This is a genomic window from Lactobacillus fornicalis (assembly GCF_055362665.1).
Map to the genome: position 1 here is coordinate 17,694 of NZ_JBLTIM010000021.1, position 19,887 is coordinate 37,580.

Consider the following 19,887-nt stretch of genomic DNA (forward strand, 5'->3'; position numbering starts at 1 on the left):
AAAAGAATGTCGATGGGCATTCTTTTTTTGATTAAAGTGTTTTTTCTTACATAAAAGAGGTTCATGATGAAATTAAAAAAGCGTGATCAACTAACAGCTGCTGGTTTATTAATATCAATTGGAATTGTTTACGGAGATATTGGAACTAGCCCACTTTATGTTATGAAGTCAATTGTAGCTGGCAATGGGGGGATGACTAATATTAGTCGCGAACTAATATTAGGAGCTATCTCTTTAATTTTTTGGACAGTTACTTTGTTAACTACCATAAAATATGTTGCTATTGCCTTAAAAGCTACAAACCATGGTGAAGGTGGTATCTTTGCTCTTTATGCTTTAGTTAGAAAACGAGCAAAATGGCTAGTTATTCCTGCTTTAGTCGGCGGAGCAGCATTACTAGCTGACGGAGCATTAACTCCTGCAGTTACAGTCACCACTGCTATCGAGGGACTTAAAGGGATGGAATTTGGTGGCAATATATTAGTTTCCACCCAGGGAATGGTAATTTTAATTACTGTTTGTATACTACTTTTATTATTTGCTATCCAACGGATGGGTACGAGCCTTATTGGAAAAGCCTTTGGGCCAATTATGTTAATTTGGTTCACTTTTCTTGGCGTCATTGGGCTACTTAATATGGCAAATGACTGGTCCATCTTGCAAGCATTAAATCCTATTTATGCTGTAAAAATTCTATTTAGCCCAGTAAATAAAGTAGGTATTTTTATATTGGGTTCTATTTTCCTAGCTACTACCGGGGCTGAAGCTTTATATTCAGATGTTGGCCATGTTGGTAAAGCAAATATCAAAGGCTCTTGGCCATATGTATTTGTTTGCTTGATTTTAAACTACCTTGGTCAAGGAGTTTGGATTTTACAAAATCCTGGCTTTAAAACTAGTGGAGATTTCAACCCCTTTTATCAAATTGTTCCTGAGAACATCAGAATCTATGCTATTATTTTAGCTACCTTGGCTGCTATTATTGCCTCTCAAGCTTTAATTACTGGTTCATTTACACTTGTTTCCGAAGCTAGTCAATTGAAATTTTTACCACGAATGAATATTGTTTACCCCACCACAGAACAAGGGCAAATTTATATTCCTTCTGTTAATAAAATGTTAGGAGCAACTACTTTAGCTGTAGTTTTCTTCTTTCAAACTTCTGAACATATGGAATCAGCCTACGGATTAGCAATTACAGCCACTATGCTGATGACAACTATTTTATTATCTGAATATCTAGCTAAAAAAGGTGTTCACCTTGTCTGGCGAATCTTATTCTTAATTTTCTTTGCTGCAATTGAAATTATGTTCTTAATTTCCAGCTTAGTTAAATTTGTTCATGGCGGTTACGTAACTGTTATTATCGCTGGGTTAATCGGAATAGTTATGTATATTTGGTATTTTGGTAATAAAGTACGTGATAAAAGGGAAGCCCGTAATTCTTATGTCCGTTTGGATGAATATACTAGTATGTTAACTAATTTAAGTCATGATGAAAACTATCCAACTTATGCTACTAACTTAGTTTACATGGCTAAAGTTAAATATAATAAATTTATCAAGCGTGAAGTTCTTTATTCAATCTTAGATAAGCGTCCTAAACGTGCAAAAGCATACTGGTTCGTAACTGTTAATGTAACTAATGAGCCTTTCACCGCTGAATATGCTGTAAATACTTACGGAACTAAAAACGTAATTAATATCCAACTTTATCTTGGATTTAAAAAACAAACTAGCGTTAATGTATACTTGCGACAAATAATTCACGATTTAATTGCCGATGGGACAATTGAATCTCAACCTCAAGAATATACAACTACTCCTGGTAGAGATGTTGGTGACTTTAGTTTTGTTATTGTTCAAGATGTCGTAAGCCCGCAAACAGAGTTAACCACTTACGAAAAATGGATTATTCAAGCCCGTGTTGGCTTACAAAATTCATCTTCTAATCCTGCGAGTTGGTTTGGACTTGACTATGCTGATACCGTAGTTGAACGAGTACCTTTGATTTTAGGTAGACCTACTCCCTCATATATTAAACGAGTTGATCCTATTAACTACGCTAATTTAAAAAAGAAATTAAAGGGTGACGGAAATCGAGCATAAAGAAAAACGACTTCATTTTGAAGTCGTTTTTCTTTTACCAAATTTCAACCCGCTTCTCAGGCTCTAAGTACATCCCGTCACCCGGTTTAACATCAAAAGCTTTGTAAAATTCTTCTTGGCATTGACTTTGAACATTAGCACGAAGTGGACCAGGAGCGTGTACATCAACAGCAGTAATGCTCTTGATAGCTTCTTCTTTTTGTTTGATTGCCCATACACGAGCAAAGTTTTCGAAGAGTTCTTGCATACTTGCATCCCCTTCACCTTTAGCTGCATGAACTGCTGCAGTTAATCCGCCTTGATCTGCAATATTTTCTGAAACGATTAGCTTACCATTTAACTTAACAGGGCCATATTGAATTCCATCAAACAAATCAATCTCAGCTTGAATTCTCTTCTTAAATTCAGCATAATCTTCATCTTGCCACCAGTTAACCATATTACCCAATTCATCAAATTGAGAACCATTGTTATCAAAGGCGTGTGAAATTTCATGCGCAATAACAACACCAATTCCGCCATAATTTTCACTTCTGGTTTGATTTAAATCATAAAACGGCTTTTGCAAAATTGCAGCTGGGAATGTTAAATCGTTTCTTTGTGGATCATAGCATGCATTTACCAAATTACCTGGCATTGCCCAAACAGTTCGATCTACTGGCTTAGGTAACTGTTCATATTCATATTCTTGAGCCAAGCGATTATTTACTACCGTGTTTTCATACAAGCTTACACTTTCATCAACTTTGAAGCGATTATATACTTCTTCGCTCTTTTCAGGATAGCCAATCTTTAGCTCCAATGCTTGTAACTTAACTACCGCTTTATCACGAGTAGCTTTTGAAAGCCAAGAATTTTCAGCCAAACGCTTTTCATAAACTTTAATCATTTTATGAATCATGTCAATAACATCAGCTTTAGCATCCTTACCAAAGTAGTTTTGACCATAATAAATACCAACAATTTCGCTAAAACGACTGTTAGCAAGGCGATAAGCTTGCTTTTCACCACTAGAAAGTTCAGCTAAGCCATATAGTGCTTGACTAAATGGAAAAGCTGCCTTACGAAAATCAGCTGATAAAGTGGAGGCTACATTATTAATAAAGCGTGCCAACATCCAGCCTTTAATTTCCTCAAAGACCGTAGCATTAAATAGTTCTTCTGCATGGTCTAAATAACCTGGGTCTGCTTCAATAACACGATCTGGTTTCATCCCAACTAAGCCTTCAATATGTCTTACAATATCATAGCTCTTAAATTTAGCTGCAAAATCAGCTAAACTCATAGGATTATAACTTGCAGGGTAGTCAGCCCATTCTTCACTTGATTTAACTACCTTAGCAATTCTCTCATCGTATTCAAGGGCTTTTTCAACATATTTTTCTGCATCATTAGAACTTAATCCAGCCATTTCAAGCAAGTTAACAGTTTGCTTTTGATAAATTGGAAGCAATTGCTCTTTAGCTTCTGTTTGGTAAGTTACTGTATCCGGCAAAATAGTACTTGGACCAACATTCTTCAAAATATTAATCTTAGTATTCTTCATATCAGGCTCTACACCAAAAAGTAATGGTAATGGAAAACCTGCTTTATCAAGTTCTAAAGCCTTATTCTTGAAGTCAACAAAATCCTTTAAATTAAGCAACTTTTTAAGATCAGCTTGAATTGGTTCAGCACCTTCACTATTACGCTTATCAAAATTGCGAGCCACCTTGTATAAAGCAACAGCCTTATCTAAGTTAGGGAGATCAGGTATCACCTTTTTACCATCAGCAAAATCAGCAAAATCTTGCATCAATTGCTTTTCTACATTTTCATCAATCTTACCGAAACTCCCCATACTTGAACGGTCAGCTGGAATTTCAATCGTTTTAAGCCAATCAGAATTAACAGCTAAATATAAGTTATCTTGTGGCCGAACGCCAGATTTAGGATTAGTAATATCTCCTGCGCCACCACGTACAGCTAAATTATTCATAACTAACCTCCTTAGGATGTGTTAGTCTAATGATACCATTATTAAAATTATCTTGTCTATTATTAAATTTATTAAAAAACACCAGAGCAACGGTGCTTTTATTTATTTAAATAATTTAATTTTCGGTTTTACACGAGTATGCATTGGAACAAGAATCATTAAACATAAAAAAATTATGATTGCTGCAAAAATAAAGAACGGAATATAACTAAAACGGTCAATAATTAACCCACCAATTAATGGGCCAATTGCCCGCCCAGCTGAACTTGCAACAATAGTTAGTCCCTGATATTCTCCCTTTACTTCAATAGGAGTTAAATCATTTACATAAGATGGAATCGCAGGAAAAGCTGTTGCTTCTCCAAATGTTAAGATCACCATTGATAATAAGAAGTGACTAAAATCTCTAGCAAAAATTAATGTTACAAACGATAATGAAAACATTAAAATTCCAAACACCACTTGTTGAAATGTTGTTTTAAAAATATGTTCAAAACGAGCCAAAACTGCCTGAATTATCACAATTATCAAGGCGTTAACAGTCCAAAGTAAACTATACATATGAAATGGAATATTAAAAGAAACAATATAAACCGATAAGTTTGATTCCCAATTCATATACATCAGCCAGGTAATTCCTAAAGTAATGAACAAGCCGTAATTCATCAATACATTAGCTTTAGGCAGTTTAACTTTTTTCTTTTCTTTTTTCACCTTATTTTTTAGCAATTCTTTATGATATGCAATAATTGGACGATAATTAATTGCAGCGTTTATCGTGGCTAATAAATATAAAATAGCTGCTAATACAAATAAAAAGATTACTGAAAAGTCATATAAATATCCTACTGCCAGTGTTCCAGTTACCACACCAATATTTTGCGCAAAATAAATTAGATTAAAAACTTTTTTACTAGGAATTTTTTTAATACTAGTTGCCATGGAATTAATTAATGCTCCATCCCAACCAGCAAAAAAGCCAGCTAGAGTCAGCCATAACCAATATTCAGGCCATCCAGGAAATAAAGCTAATAAGAACAACACCACTGCATCCAAAAATAGACCTGCAACTACTAATGGATAAGGATTCATTCGATCATATAATCGTCCAGCAATCATTGATCCAAACATATTAGCCATGCAATTGAAAAATAGTACTACACCAATCATTGCCAAACTAACATGCAATTCCTTATTTAAATAAACAGAAGTTAACGGCCAGATAAAACTCGACCCTAACCAAGTAATTAACTCGCCTAATAGAAGTGAGTGAATATTTACTTCTTTAACTTGACTGGCACCATGCGCCGTTTTCATAATTTCTCCTCCAAACTTATTATCCTAAGTTTAGCAAGAAAAAGAGGACTAATCAAAAAAAGATAGACACCGTCTATCTTTCTTATTAACTATTGTTTCCAATCACTATCAAATTTAGTTTTACCCGCTTTAATCAAACTATCAATATTTTTAGTTTTCGCTTGAGATAAAATTCCAGATAAAATTGATGATACATCATTAAAGGTTGTTTCCGAGTTTTTAGTTACAGGGAAATTATATAATCTCTTTAATGCCTGTTCTAAAACAGCAGGTGATTTAATTGAAGTAGAATTCTTATAAGCAGCTGAATTTACAGCTTCATTATTTACAGGAATATATCCAGTTGCATTTGCCCATTTAAGTTGACTTGATTTAGAAGTTAAAAATTTAATGTACTTGAATGCTGCTGCTTTTTGCATAGAACTTGCATGTTTAAACATATAAATGTCACTACCACGAGCCATATTATATTTAGATGGTCTATTAGCTACTCCATATTCAAATTTTCCATTTAGACCCTTTTTCCCGTAGGCTTCACCGGCACTAGCACTGACATACATCGCAACTTGTTCATTAGCAAATGGACCAGATAAATACTTTTGTGATCCTGCTATCATGAAATAGCCATCCTTTATTCCATTTGCATAATACTTGATAACATTTTTGGATGCAGAACCTGCAAAATTAATTTTACTATTGAAATTATACCCTTCTTCTTTCATCCCATCAGTATAATAAGCACTCAGATTATCAAAACCTGCACCGACAACTTTATGATTTGTTTTTTCATAAATCTTTTTTGCAGCTGTCTTTAATTCAGCCATTGTCTTAGGTACAGAAATATCGTATTTATCTAACAAAGTTTTATTATAGTAAAGCACTTCTACAGATTTATTAAAAGGAATGCCATATTGAGTCCCATTAATTTGAGCCCCTTCAAGTAAGGTTTTATTAATATCAGATTTATTCACACTTCCCCAACCAACATTAGTATTATTAATGTAAGGAGTCATATCTTGTAAATAGCCTCCCTGCGCAGCCGTATAAAGATACCCTGCATAAGACTGTGCAATAGTAGGTAAATTATTTGGAGATTGTAATGTGTTCTGCACTTTAGATTTTATATCTTCATATGAACCCTGATATTCCAATTTAACTTTGATATTAGGATTTTGTTTTTCAAATTCTTTAGTTAACTCTTGCAAATTATTTTGCAAGGGACCAACCATCGCATTCCAAAAAGTAATCGTAGTTTTTTTACTAATTTTTTTAGGAATATTAACTGAAGATGTCGTATTCTTCTTATTATTAGAACATGCTACAACTGTCAGCATAGTTATAACCAATGTTACTAATGTAGCAATTTTCTTTAATACTTTCATAAGCCCTCCCTAAAATAACTCTAACCTCATCGAGTTACATTTTAGCATCTCCATCTGCAAATAAAAGCCTTATTTTATAAAGTTTTTCATGCTACAATTGGTAATGAGTTCTTAATTTATACGCTTAATGACATAAAAAAGAGTGTTAGTTTTTCACTAACACTCTTTTTTATCAAATCACTTGGTATCCAGCAGATTCTAATCGTTCTTTAACAGCAGGCAAGCTAACTTTCATTGCTTGCGAGGCTTGTTTCAGGGTCATCACTCTGCCAACGGTTTCCACCATATTGGGTATTTTAAAATGATCAAAACCTAATTCCAACAGTAAATCTAAAAAGTCATCATATTTATCAATATATTTTTTTACTGGAGTAGAAAAATCTATCTTTTTATTCGAACTATCATAACTAGATAAGTCCTTAGACCATACATTTAGCTGAGTTTTTGCAGCATCTGACATTCTTTCTACACTCCAAGCAGGAGACCATACAAGTTTAATTTCACAAGATTTAATTTCAGGTATCGACAAAACGGCTTCTTTAATTGCATTATCTAAAACGCCACTTAAAGGACAACCCATAACAGTTAAAGTCATCGTAACTGTACAATCATTATTATCATTTAAATCTATTCCACAAATTAATCCTAAATTTACAATATCAACATATAACTCTGGATCAATTACAGTTTGAAGTTTTTGGATTATTTCGTCCACTAATTTCAATTGCTTTTCTTCCATACTCCCACCTAGTGAACCAAGTTTTTCCAAATAACAACTTTTCCTGCCTTAAAAGAAGCTGGCACATCAATAATTCTTTGGTTAGACGAACCTCTAAATTGTAAAGTTAAGTCCTTTAAATCTTCTTCAAATCGGCCATCAACTAAAATGTCTATTTTAGACAATAGTTCTAGCTTATCTTCTGACTCTTGCATCAATTCATCCCAAGTATATCCTGACCAAGACCAAATATCCTTTTTGTGTCCAAATTCTTTACGAATACGATTAACTATCTTTAAACATACTTGTGTGTTTAAAAATGGCTCTCCTCCAAGTAAAGTAAGACCTTGTACATAATCTTCAGACATATCTTTAATAATTTGATCTTCTAATTCTTGCGTATAAGGGCGACCGTAATTAAAGTTTTGGGCAACCAAGTTATAACAGCCTGGGCAGTCAAACAAGCACCCTGACACATATAAACTGCACCGTACACCTTCACCATCAACAAAATTAAAAGGTTTATAGTCAGCTATTTTTTGAAGTGAATGTTCACTAGCTAACCATTCTTTTGGTTTAGGATCTTTAGGTTTATGCTTACGCAATTTTCTCGCTGCACGATCTTTTTTTATATTAGGCAAATATTGGTTACTATCAACAAAAATAGTATCTCCACCAACATTTACTTTAATGTAATTATGACGAATATCTGGTCCTTCTTGAGCATTCTGGTCTCTACTTGGCATCTTGAATTTTTTCCTCTTCTTGTGCTTGATCTCTTACCATACCTAAACTCATATGCTTAGCTCTGTGAGCAATTTCTTCATGACGACCATGAACCATTGGACGTTTAAGTGGGTTACCTAAATAACCACATGTCCGCTTTACACAGTCACAAGTTTCAGGATCATGGTTTCCACATACTGGACATTCAAAACCTTTAGCAGTGGCTTTAAATTCTCCTGCAAAGCCACACTTGAAGCATCGATCAATTGGAGTATTGGTACCGAGGTAACCAACTTTATCATAACCAAAGTCCCATACAGCTTCCAAGGCTTTAGGGTTTTGCTTTAAGTTAGGATATTCACAGTAGTGAATGAAACCACCAGCAGCATATGGAGGGTAATCTTTTTCGAATTCCAATTTTTCAAATGGGGTTGGATGTTTACGCACATCATAGTGGAAACTATTAGTATAGTATTCTTTATCAGTAATATCTTTTACTTTACCAAATTTTTCAGTATCAAGCACACAGAATCTATCAGTTAAACTTTCAGATGGTGTTGAATAAACAGAATAGTGGTAGTGATACTTTTCAGTCTTTTCCCAATATGCACACCAATCATGCATCCGTTTAACAATTTCAACTGTAAAGTCATGAGCTTCCTTGTTGTGTTCCCAATTAGGGCCATAAAAGACAGTACCTACTTCATACAAACCAATGTAACCAAATGAGACAGTACAACGACCATTTTCAAATAATTGGTTAACATCTTCATCTGGCTTCAATCGCTTACCAAATGCCCCGTTTTCATATAATACTGGTGCATTTTCTGGCTTAGCTTCACGACATCTTGCAGCCTTAATATTCATTGCATCATGAACTAATTGAACCTTATCTTCAAAAATTTTCCAGAATAAATCCTTGTCACCACGAGATTCCATTGCAATTCTTGGCAAGTTTAAGGTAATAACACCTAAATTCATTCGTCCAGAATTTACTTCTTTGCCATTCTTGTCTTTCCAACCTTGCAAGAATGAACGACAACCCATAGGTGCTTTAAATGATCCAGTTAGACGCTTAATAGTGTCGTAACTTACAACGTCTGGATACATACGATAAGTAGCACATTCCAAAGCAATTTCCTTAACATCATAATTAGGATCACCTGGATTTAAGTTTAAGCCCTTCTTTAAAGTGAAGACTAACTTAGGGAAAATAGCTGTCCGCTTATCTTTACCTAAACCAGCTAAACGAATCTTCAAGATATCTTTTTGAATTTCTTTTTCAATCCAATTTGTACCTAAACCAAAACCTAAAGTAGTAAATGGTGTTTGACCTTGACTAGAAAACATAGTGTTGATTTCATATTCAAGACTTTGCATTGCATCATAGATATCTTTTTGAGTACGCTTTTTAGCAAAAGCCTTAGCCTTTTCTTCATCGTCAATGAATTCTTTGGCTTCTTCCAAGTGGTGATCGTAATTCTTTTGAGCAAATGGTGCTAAAACTTCATCAGCTCTATCAAATGAACAGCCACCATATTGACTTGAAGCTACTTGAGTAATAATTTGTGCAACTTGGCTTGTAGCAACACCAATTGAATTAGGGCTAGTCATAAAGGCATTTCCAACCTTAAATCCATTAGTAAGCATTTCTTTAAAGTCAATTAAACAGCAGTTAGTCATTGGTGAAAGTGGAGTGTAATCCAAATCATGCCAGTGAATATCACCACGTAAGTGAGCTTTAGCAATATGTTCGGGCATCATTGTTAGACCTACAGTTTTACCAACAGTACCAGCAGTCAAATCACGTTGAGTTGAAAAGATTTCACTATCTTTATTGGCATTTTCGTTAACAATTGAAGGATCACCTTCAATCATTCTCTTTAAACGTGCTTTAGTATCAATTTGTTTCTTCCAGTCAGCATCGTCTTTTTTACGATATTCAATATATGCTTTAGCTTCATCTACAAAACCTAATTTAGTTAAATTATCAACAAAGCTTTCTGCAACTTCTGCACCTGAAACCGTATCTTTCATTGCTAAATCAGAAAAAATCGCCTTTAAAATTTCAACTTCATGATCTTCAAGCTTTAAATTATGAATTACTAAATCTAATTTATAAGTTTCAAAATTAGTTTTGGTTGAATCTCTTTTTACAAGATATTGTGGCTTCTTCATAGCTTCAACAATCATCTTTTTACTAGGCGTCTCTTTAAGCATGTGTCCGGTTCCTCTCATAAGTTATAATCATTATAGATACATAATAGCACGAAAGCACAAGATATTGTATTACAAATTTTTGGCGCTAATATATATTGTAGTTAGCAAAAACCACTACTCTCATACTTTTTGCACCTAGCAAAACAAATTCTAAATTTTTTTGTATAGAAAAAACCACACTATTTAGTGTGGTTTTCTACTAGATATAGACATTTATATTATACTAACTTACCTTGTTCAATTAATGCCGCAACTTCAGGTTGTACATGTTGATATTTTTTAACTGTTTCTTCGTAATTAATAAAGTATAGCTTATACCAAACAAGAAAGGTATAAATTGCCCAAATTTGACGACGATGAGAACCATCACCTTTAAAGTTTTCATCTAACAAATCAATAATCTTTTCTTGTTCAAAAATGTCATTAACGAAATCTTCACAGAAAAGTTTACGAACTTGTTTATAAAATCTTTCTTCTTTGAGCCATTGTTTAATTGGTGTTGGGAAACCTAACTTAGGTCTTTTAGCCCATTCTTCAGGTAAAACTCGTTCACTCGCTTTTCTCAAAGCATACTTAGTATCATGCTTATTTACTAAATACTTAGTAGGAATAGAGTTAGCTAATTCTGCAATCTTTCTATCAAGATATGGTACACGCAACTCAAGAGAGTGGGCCATTGAAATTTTATCAGCTTTTTGCAAAATATCATTTAACATAAAGTGATGTAAATCAATATATTGCATTTGCTTAACATTATCTAAGTCTTTAACTTTCTTAAAGTCTTCCTGATAAAGGCCATTAGTAGTTAATTCATTGCGATAAGTTGGTTGAAGCATACTATTAGCATCATCACTTGAAAAGATTGTTGGGTGATCCATATCATAAATTACTGATTGACCAACATAAAATTCACTTGGTTTAGCCAAATTAGTGTACATATGTACCTTACCTGGAAAATTAGGCATTTTCTTAATACCCTTAGCTAAACTAACTTTTACTCCTTTAGGTAACTTTTTAAGGCCTGAAGTAAAGACCTTAATCACATTGTTATGTGTATGCATGCCATAATTTACATAACCTGCAAATAATTCATCTGCACCTTCTCCAGATAATGCAACAGTAACATGCTTACGAGCTAATTTTGAGAGATACCATAAAGGAATAATAGATGGGTTAGCATCTGGTTCATCCATATGATATTGCATTTCAGGAAAATCTCTCATTGCTTCATCAGCATCTACTTTATCTGCAAAGAAATGCCACCCTTTAATATCAGCTAAAGCTTTAGCTTTTGAAGCCTCATCATAAGTAGAATCATCAAAACTGATTGAGAAAACATCATCAGGATTAAGCAAACTAGTTACAAAGCTTGAATCTACACCTTCAGACAAAAAGGCACCTACTGGAACATCTGCATTATGATATAGTTCTACAGTTTCTTTGAGATCTTCGTTAATTTTATCTAGAGTTTCTTCAAAGCTTAAATTGTTTTCTTTATATTCTGCATCCCAATACTGCTTAATGTCCATCTGGCCATCTTTAAATTTGAAATAATGACCTGCTGGGAAACGGTAGACCCCTTTAAAGAAAGTTTCTTTCAAATCATTATATTGATTCATCAAGTATGGCTTTACAGCTTCTACATTAAGCTCTTTTTGAAAATCAGGATAAGCCAAAAAGCTCTTTAATTCACTACCTACTAATAATTTTCCGTCTTTATTTTGGTAGTACATTGGCTTAATTCCAAAGAAGTCACGCGCACCATACATTGACTTTTCTTCATCATCCCAAATGATAAAGGCAAACATTCCTCTTACCTTTTTTAATAAGCCAGCCATTCCCCATTCTTCATATCCATGAAGTAAAACTTCAGTATCTGCCTTAGTAGTAAAGGTATGGCCTGCTTTTATCAAGTCTTCTCTAATTGGCTTATAGTTGTAAATTTCGCCATTAAAAATAATTGCTTTAGACTTATCTTCATTAAAAATTGGCTGGGTTCCCCCACGAAGATCAATAATTGATAGTCTTCTAAATCCCAAGGCCATTACATCGTTAGTATACATCCCATCGGAACTAGGGCCACGGTGCTTAATTGCTTCCATCATTTTACCAATGGCAGCTTGTTTATCATTAATTTCTGGGTTATAAAACGCAGCAATCCCGCACATATTACCTGTCCTTCTCTTTTTTTTATAAATTTTACAAAATTGTTACAAGATAACTATATCATTATATGCTAAAAACTGAATTTTGTAGCATATCTTTAGAAAAATTAAATACTAAAAACTCTCTTAAAACTGGCTGCTCCATAGCCAAAGACTTGTATTTGACTTTTTACTAAATCAACGTTTACTACATAGCCTGCAAATTCAGTAATATCGTCAATTTGACGGTTCCAATTCTTATTATATTTAGTAGTTAATGCATGACCTGGCCCCATTAAAGCTGAACAGTTAAATAAAATATATTGAATACCATTAATTCTGAATTGATCTTCAACGTGACGATGACCGCAGAAATATGCAATCACTTTAGCATTTTCTACATTGGTAAAGTCAAAATCATTGCTTAATGTAAATTCAGGTGGGACATTATGTGAATGCATTCTCCCTTTTTCACGTTGATTGAAGGCAACCAATAATTCATGTAGCGAACGCCCATTATATTTAAGTGCATTGCCACCCTTTCGATTTATCGGATTTCCATGACTAAGTAAAATAATTTTTTTACCACTAGAACTGCTTAGAATTTCAATTAATTCTTCAACCTGATCTTCTCGAATTGCTAGAGTTAACTTTGTATCATATTTTTTCTTTCCTTGCTCATCTAATATATAAGGAACATCTGAAGTATTAACAAAAATCACTCTTAAATCATCTTTATCAAAATAGGCCACTCCATGATATCGTGAAACATATTTTAATTCTTTTTGCGCATACATGATAGGCCACATAATTTTCTCAAATTCATTTTCAGGGAAACTAGCCTTTAAATCATGATGCTCATCAAATTTATCATTTTCATCATGATTTCCTTTAATAATGGCAAAGGGAGTTCGGGTACTCTTAAAACTATTACGTAGTTTGATTAATTCGCTTTCGCCAATTAAACCAGCATCTGACCCGTCAATCCAGTCACCTAAATGAGCCTTTAGATGAAGTAGCCCAGACTTTTCAAGATGGTTAAACTCTCTAACATGAATTAAGCCATTATTACCATAAAAATCAACTGAATCAGTAGCTTTATAGTGAGTATCGGTCAAAACCCCAATATTTATTGAATTATTCCCACTTCTTATCTGTGGCTTAATTTGGTCTAAAAAGGTATCTAAATAATCTGTAACGCTATATCTAACACCCGTTTTTCTATTTTGAAATGCTCGAAATCTTCCAAGCCGACTATCAAAACGTCTAACATAGGTCGCAGCTAACTTATCAGACTCTTCTGGACTTAACGCTTGATGTAAAATTCCATGATCATCTTTATAAACTGTTAAAGTATAATCACCACCATCTGGTGTATTCTCTTGCGCTCCAACTGAATATTCGCCAACTTTAAGAAATTTTTGCATTGGGTCAGTATCATTATTATTTTCTTGTTTATGATTATTTAATACCTGAGCAATTTTTTTTGCGAAAAAACCAAGCACACTAAACCCTCCTAAAAGAAAAAGACCTGCAAATGCAGATCTTAGTCACTATTTATGCATTATGCTTTAAAGCATATACTGCAAGTCCTAATGAAAGAACAGCATCTTTAGAAATAATTTCAGTTAACTTTTGTGGCGCTACTGCCATAACAGCACTAATAACCTTCAAGCTGTAAGCTAAAACGTGAAAATCATTTTCTTTATCATACATGCCATCTTCGTATGGATTTTCATGATTATAAGTCAAATTAATTTCATCTTTATCAACATAACCATCTACGTGGTTAGTTAAAATACGGTCATGAAGATCAACAAGTTTATTATTCATGTCTAAAAGTGTAAGTTGATGATCACTTTCAATAGAATAATACTCATCTTGACTCATTTCAAAGTATTCTTGAATTGGGTGCTTCAAAACTTTTAATTCATCAATTAGTTGATAAATAGCTTCAGCATTTAACTTAGTAGTATCAGCTAAAATATCATCTTGCTTAGTAGTTAGTTCATCAGCTAATTTTATAGTATTTAAACTTTCCATGCAGAACCTCCTAAAAATACATTTCATATTATAACAAAAAAAGAGAGGATCGACCCTCTCTTTGCTTGAAGTTAATAGTTTTTATACTAATTTCTTTCGAATGGCACCAGAAATCCAGTCAATTAAAACAACCATAACAATAATACCAATTAAGATAATACCTACACGATTCCATTGACGATAATTTAAAGCAATAGTTAAAGGATAACCAATACCACCGGCACCAACAATACCTAAAATAGAAGCTGAACGGACAGAAACGTCAAAACGATACAAAGTATTAGAAATTAAAGCAGGCATTAAATTAGGAAGGGTAGCAAACATCGCTACATTCCATTTAGAACCACCTGAAGCAATAACTGCTTCATTTGGACCATCTTCCAAACTTTCTATTGCTTCAGAAAATAGCATAGCTAACATCCCTACAGAGTGGAAACCTAATGCTAGTACCCCAGCAGCAGAACCAGGGCCAACAGCTTTAATAAACATTAAAGCCAAAACAATTTCAGGGAAACATCTGATAAAAGTTAAAACAAATTTTCCTGAACGAGAAGCATACCACTTTTTGTTTTTAGTCGTAGCTGCCCAAAACGCAAAGGGAATTGAAATAATTGCAGAGATAAAAGTACCTAAAAAAGCAATACATAAAGTTTCCCATAATTGAGAAACCAAATCTTCCCCTGTACCATTATAAATATATGACCAATCAGGATGAATAAGTCCATTAAAAATTGCCCCGGTAATTTGCCCAGCAGTAGCTTTAATTCCTGAGAAATTAATACCAGTTGTTGACCAAATGATGAGTGCAATGGTGAAAATTGTAAGTGCCCAGTGAGCAAAGCGTGCTTTAGCAGATACTGGCTTTGCAGGCAATTGCTTAAATGTTGTATCCATTATTTCATCAATGCCTCCCTTGCCTTAGATGATACATAGTCGATAATTAATACCACAATAAAGACTGCGATAATAATTGTCCCTGTTTTTGCATAGTCGAAAATATCGAGTGTTTGCTTAAGGTAAAGACCAATACCACCAGCACCAATATAACCTAAAACTGTAGAAGCACGAACATTAAGTTCGAAAGCATAGAGTGTATAACTGATAAAGTATGGCAAAATTTGTGGCATAACAGCAAATGAAATCATATTAAGCTTATTACCACCACAAGCAATCACTGCTTCACTTGGACCGGGGTCAATAGTTTCTATTGCTTCATAAAATAACTTAACAACCACACCAAAAGTAAATACAGATAATGCCAAAATACCTGCAACTGGTCCAATACCTACCACAGCAACAAAAATTGCACCAAGAAGTAAGTCAGGTAAAGTTCTTATAATATTCATAATGAAACGAAGCACACCTGTAACATACTTGTTTTTAATGATATTTCTGGCAATCAACAATGAATATACAAATGCAATTGCTGAACCAATAACTGTCCCTAAAACAGCCATCTTAATGGTTTCAATTAAATAAGGAATTGCAGTAGAAGTATATCCCCAATCTGGCTGTGCCATTTGTGTGAAAATTTCAGCAAATTGTCCGAAGTTGTTTAAAAAAGCAGATAAGCTAGTATTAGTTTCTATTGTAGAAACAACTAATCCACCAACGAAAACAACTAGCCAAACCAGATTCCAGAATTGAAACTTCTTTTTAGGCAGTTCCATCATTTCTTGATCAAGCTTAGCCATTGATTTCCTCCTTGGTTTTTCCGCTGTAAATAGCATCAAATACTTCTTGTGGAGTATTTTCTACTGCACCATCATATACTACTTCACCGGCCCGAATACCAATAATTCTTTTACCAAATTCACGTGCAAGCTCAATTGAGTGGAGATTGGCAACAACAGTCATACCAAATTCTTCATTCAACATTTTAAGGTCATGCATAACCCTTCTACTTGTCTTAGGGTCAAGAGAAGCTGTTGGCTCATCAGCTAAAATAATTTTAGGATTTTGAGTCAATACACGTGCAATTGCAACACGTTGTTGTTGCCCACCTGACAATTCATCAGCTCTTGAATAAACTTTATCAGCCATATCAACTCTTTGAAGAGCTTCATAAGCTTTTTGTTTATCTTCTTTACTGAATAAATTAAAAGTAGATTTCCATGATGGATAATATGCCACTCTACCAGTTAAAACATTTCTTAAAACGCTTGAGCGTTTTACTAAATTAAAGCTTTGGAAAATCATACCAATATTACGACGGATAAGACGCAATTCTTTACCACGTGCATTAGTAATAGATTCACCATTAATTAAAATATCACCTTCAGTAATATCGTGAAGACGGTTGATAGAACGCATCAAAGTTGATTTACCAGCACCTGATAAACCGACAATTACAACAAATTCACCTTTTTTAATATCAAGATTAATTTTATTTAAACCGACTGTACCATTGTCATATACTTTGGTAACGTTCTTTAATTGAATCATTGGCTTGTCTGCCATCGACTATAACTCCTTATAAATAAATTTATGCTTATTCTCCAGCAATTTTATCGTACTTACGTACAATATTGAAGCCAGAATCTTTAGTGTAGTCATAACCTTCATGACTATAGATACTTTCGATTAACTTCTTACCTTCTTTAGATTTACCAATAGAAATAAATGCCTTAGCAAGTTTCTTTCTAAAGGCTTTGTTCATGTCTGAACGTACTGAAATAGTGTCGTTAGGAATTGCCTTAGTAAAGTAGATTGGCACTACTTGACTCATAATTTTTGGATTATCCTTTTTAACAGTATTACGTGCATCTTCAAAAACAAAAGCTGCATCAGTATCGCCATTTAAAACATTCAAAACTGCTTGATCATGACCTGTAACAGTAACTAACTTAGCATTACCCTTTTTAGTTACATCGAGGCCTTTTTCTTTAAGTTCTGCAACTGGGAAAATGTAACCAGCTGATGAAGTTGGATTCTGTACTGAAATACTCTTACCTTTAAGATCTTTCCAAGATTTAATCTTTGAACCCTTCTTAACTAAAATTTCAGCACGATAAAATTTAACTAAGTCCTTAGTTTGTACACCACCTGGTTGCTTAATACCATAACGTAAAGCTTGAAGTAAAACATCAGCGGCTTTTTGCTTATGAGCTAATACGTATCCATCTGGTGGTAAGAAACCAACATCAACTTTCTTTGATTTCATTGCTTCAACAACAGTATTGTAGTCAGTTGACATAGAGATCTTAACTGGAATACCTAATTTTTTAGAAAGCATCTTTTCAAGAGGCTTAGCACGAGCTTCTAGCTTGTCTGCAGCTTGACTAGGAACAAATTGAACTGTCAAACTCTTTGGGGTATAGCCATCTTTTGATGAACTGGATGACTTACTACCACAAGCAGTTGCTACTGTTGCCAACGCAAGAGCTAGCCCAGCAACTAACATTTTTTTGAACTTTTTCATATTATCCTCCTACTAATGATAATGAAAAACACATTTCCCCTAGACATTAAAAAAGACTCAATATTAATAGCATGCTATTAATACTAAGTCTGATAATATCTTAAATATAGACACGAACAAAAACCTCGCGAGAAAATACGAGGTTCTTGCTTACTTCTACTTCTTTATTAAAAGCTAGCATTAACATCATATTTCCTCCTTATCAAAAGTCAAAATGTTCGTTATTTGATATAATAACAGAAACTAGATACATTTCCAAGTGAAAAGTATCAATTTTGCCAAATATTTATTTACCGTTATTGGTAGGTATCAATTTTAAATAAAAAACCTCTTTCCTTAGAAAGAGGCTTTTTTTGTATCGTTCGGATTTAACTATTTTTTCTTATTTATTTTTTTGTTTTCAAGGTCAGTTCGTACTATTAATATGTCAGCCATTGCATGTTGATTAACATATTCAGTAACTGACCCCATCAGCATTCTTTCAACGGCATTTAAACCTGTTGCTCCCATGATAATCAAATCATTATGATTATCTTTGATAAAATCATATGAAATAATTCTCTTGGGGCTGCCATAACGAATGTGGTAATCAACTTTATCAAAATCGAAATTATCTTTCGCCCATTTCTTTAAACTTATTAAGTAATTTTCAGAGTCTTGAGTCATTTGATAAATAGTATCACCACTAATTAATGTATCTTGCATTTCACCAATGAATTGTCTGGTATCAATTACATTTAACACATCAATCTTTCCTCCATTTTCAATTGCAATTTTTACAGCTTTGTCAAAAGCTCTTTCCGCAGCTTCAGAACCATCAACTGGAACTAAAATAGTTTTATAATCGTTAGCCATAATTTCCATCTCCTAAGAAAGCGTTTTACTTTTAAATATATTTTAACATATTTTATTCAAACTTATTATCTTGTAGCACAACAATTTTGTTGGTAAAATTTAATACCAATAGATTAGAAAGAAGGGCATTTTTTGGAAACTAATTTTTCAAACAAGTTAATTAATATTACCAATGGTCGAAACTTCAGAGAATTGGGTGGATATGAAACGATATCTGGTAAGAAAATAAAATTTCATAAAATATTGAGATCTGGGCACTTAGCGGATTTATCAGAAGATGATCGTAGCTATTTAACAAATTACGGCGTTAAGTATGATATAGATTTTCGTTCAAAAGAAGAAGTAGAAAAGCAACCAGACCGAATTCCTGAAAACGTTCAATATGATTTTAATCCAGTATTCAGTGACGATTTGACAAATTCATCAAAAAGCATTGATGCCCTTGAAACAGAAGCAGAAAAGGATCCACAATTTGGATTTGATCACATGCTATTAGCTTATGAGGACATGATTCACTCTGCAACAGCTCGTCATGCTTATCAAAACTTTTTTAAATTTCTTTTGTCAAATACACACGAAAACGAAGCTGTCTTATTTCACTGCACTGCGGGAAAGGACCGGACTGGCTTTGGAGCGTTTTTATTGTTATCAAGTCTTGGAGTCCCACTTGAAACAATAAAGAAAGATTATTTATTAACCAATATCACCACAAAGTCTTTTGTTGAGAATTTACTCATTGATGAAAAGAAAAAAGGCGCCAGTGATAATTTATTACAATCTATTAAAGATATTCAAACAGTTCATCCAGAATATCTCAACCATGCAATCACAGTTATTAATAAAAACTACGGTTCAATAAATGATTATCTCCATAATGTGATTCAGCTTTCAAATAAAGATATTATTGATCTAAGAAGAATCTACTTACAATAGGGAAATAAAAGTACACATATGTTATACGCGTGGTGCTAGTT

General features: G+C 33.6%; 16 protein-coding genes. 2 read left to right on the plus strand and 14 right to left on the minus strand.

Annotation, left to right across the window (positions count from 1 at the left end):
• Window positions 1-66: 66 nt before the first annotated feature.
• The gene (locus tag ACNDLV_RS05480) at window positions 67-2,109 is read left to right on the plus strand and encodes a KUP/HAK/KT family potassium transporter (protein WP_034535727.1); all 2,043 of its coding nucleotides are present in this window, start codon (window positions 67-69) and stop codon (window positions 2,107-2,109) included.
• A gap of 34 nt (window positions 2,110-2,143) precedes the next feature.
• Here ACNDLV_RS05480 and ACNDLV_RS05485 read toward each other — a convergent pair whose 3' ends face one another.
• The 14 genes from ACNDLV_RS05485 to ACNDLV_RS05550 form a co-directional block, all read right to left on the minus strand.
• Window positions 2,144-4,087, minus strand: a complete 1,944-nt coding sequence (locus tag ACNDLV_RS05485) for a M13 family metallopeptidase (protein ID WP_006585958.1) — start codon at window positions 4,085-4,087, stop codon at window positions 2,144-2,146.
• A gap of 102 nt (window positions 4,088-4,189) precedes the next feature.
• Window positions 4,190-5,404, minus strand: a complete 1,215-nt coding sequence (locus tag ACNDLV_RS05490; protein WP_006585959.1) for an MDR family MFS transporter — start codon at window positions 5,402-5,404, stop codon at window positions 4,190-4,192.
• Window positions 5,405-5,493: 89 nt separating this feature from the next.
• On the minus strand, window positions 5,494-6,786 hold the full coding sequence (locus ACNDLV_RS05495; protein ID WP_006585960.1) for an extracellular solute-binding protein: 1,293 nt from the start codon (window positions 6,784-6,786) through the stop codon (window positions 5,494-5,496).
• Window positions 6,787-6,958: 172 nt separating this feature from the next.
• On the minus strand, window positions 6,959-7,525 hold the full coding sequence (locus ACNDLV_RS05500; RefSeq protein WP_022091095.1) for a metal-sulfur cluster assembly factor: 567 nt from the start codon (window positions 7,523-7,525) through the stop codon (window positions 6,959-6,961).
• Window positions 7,526-7,533: 8 nt separating this feature from the next.
• The gene (gene nrdG / locus ACNDLV_RS05505) at window positions 7,534-8,250 is read right to left on the minus strand and encodes an anaerobic ribonucleoside-triphosphate reductase activating protein (RefSeq protein WP_006585962.1); all 717 of its coding nucleotides are present in this window, start codon (window positions 8,248-8,250) and stop codon (window positions 7,534-7,536) included.
• Window positions 8,240-10,450, minus strand: coding sequence for an anaerobic ribonucleoside-triphosphate reductase (gene nrdD, locus ACNDLV_RS05510; protein ID WP_498882948.1), 2,211 nt, complete (start codon window positions 10,448-10,450; stop codon window positions 8,240-8,242). The genes nrdG and nrdD overlap by 11 nt, the downstream gene beginning before the upstream one ends.
• A 218-nt stretch (window positions 10,451-10,668) precedes the next feature.
• Window positions 10,669-12,618: an asparagine synthase (glutamine-hydrolyzing) gene (gene asnB, locus ACNDLV_RS05515; protein ID WP_006585964.1), complete on the minus strand. Its 1,950-nt coding sequence runs from the start codon at window positions 12,616-12,618 to the stop codon at window positions 10,669-10,671.
• Window positions 12,619-12,722: 104 nt separating this feature from the next.
• Window positions 12,723-14,075: a metallophosphoesterase family protein gene (locus ACNDLV_RS05520; RefSeq protein WP_048588377.1), complete on the minus strand. Its 1,353-nt coding sequence runs from the start codon at window positions 14,073-14,075 to the stop codon at window positions 12,723-12,725.
• 76 nt (window positions 14,076-14,151) lie between these two features.
• Window positions 14,152-14,637, minus strand: coding sequence for a hypothetical protein (locus tag ACNDLV_RS05525; RefSeq protein ID WP_022091097.1), 486 nt, complete (start codon window positions 14,635-14,637; stop codon window positions 14,152-14,154).
• Window positions 14,638-14,718: 81 nt separating this feature from the next.
• On the minus strand, window positions 14,719-15,531 hold the full coding sequence (gene phnE, locus ACNDLV_RS05530; RefSeq protein ID WP_006585967.1) for a phosphonate ABC transporter, permease protein PhnE: 813 nt from the start codon (window positions 15,529-15,531) through the stop codon (window positions 14,719-14,721).
• A complete protein-coding gene (phnE, locus tag ACNDLV_RS05535) occupies window positions 15,531-16,331 on the minus strand; it encodes a phosphonate ABC transporter, permease protein PhnE (RefSeq protein ID WP_006585968.1) in 801 nt (266 codons plus the stop codon). Before phnE (ACNDLV_RS05535) ends, phnE (ACNDLV_RS05530) begins: the two co-directional genes overlap by 1 nt.
• On the minus strand, window positions 16,324-17,097 hold the full coding sequence (phnC, locus tag ACNDLV_RS05540) for a phosphonate ABC transporter ATP-binding protein (protein ID WP_006585969.1): 774 nt from the start codon (window positions 17,095-17,097) through the stop codon (window positions 16,324-16,326). Before phnC ends, phnE (ACNDLV_RS05535) begins: the two co-directional genes overlap by 8 nt.
• A gap of 31 nt (window positions 17,098-17,128) precedes the next feature.
• A complete protein-coding gene (locus tag ACNDLV_RS05545) occupies window positions 17,129-18,058 on the minus strand; it encodes a phosphate/phosphite/phosphonate ABC transporter substrate-binding protein (protein ID WP_006585970.1) in 930 nt (309 codons plus the stop codon).
• 372 nt (window positions 18,059-18,430) lie between these two features.
• On the minus strand, window positions 18,431-18,913 hold the full coding sequence (locus ACNDLV_RS05550) for a universal stress protein (RefSeq protein ID WP_022091100.1): 483 nt from the start codon (window positions 18,911-18,913) through the stop codon (window positions 18,431-18,433).
• A 132-nt stretch (window positions 18,914-19,045) separates the two neighbouring features.
• On the opposite strand from ACNDLV_RS05550, the gene ACNDLV_RS05555 reads away from it, so the two are divergent.
• Window positions 19,046-19,846 carry a tyrosine-protein phosphatase gene (locus ACNDLV_RS05555; protein WP_006585972.1) on the plus strand — a complete coding sequence of 267 codons (801 nt, stop codon included), beginning with the start codon at window positions 19,046-19,048 and terminating at the stop codon, window positions 19,844-19,846.
• The last annotated feature ends 41 nt before the right edge of the window (window positions 19,847-19,887 follow it).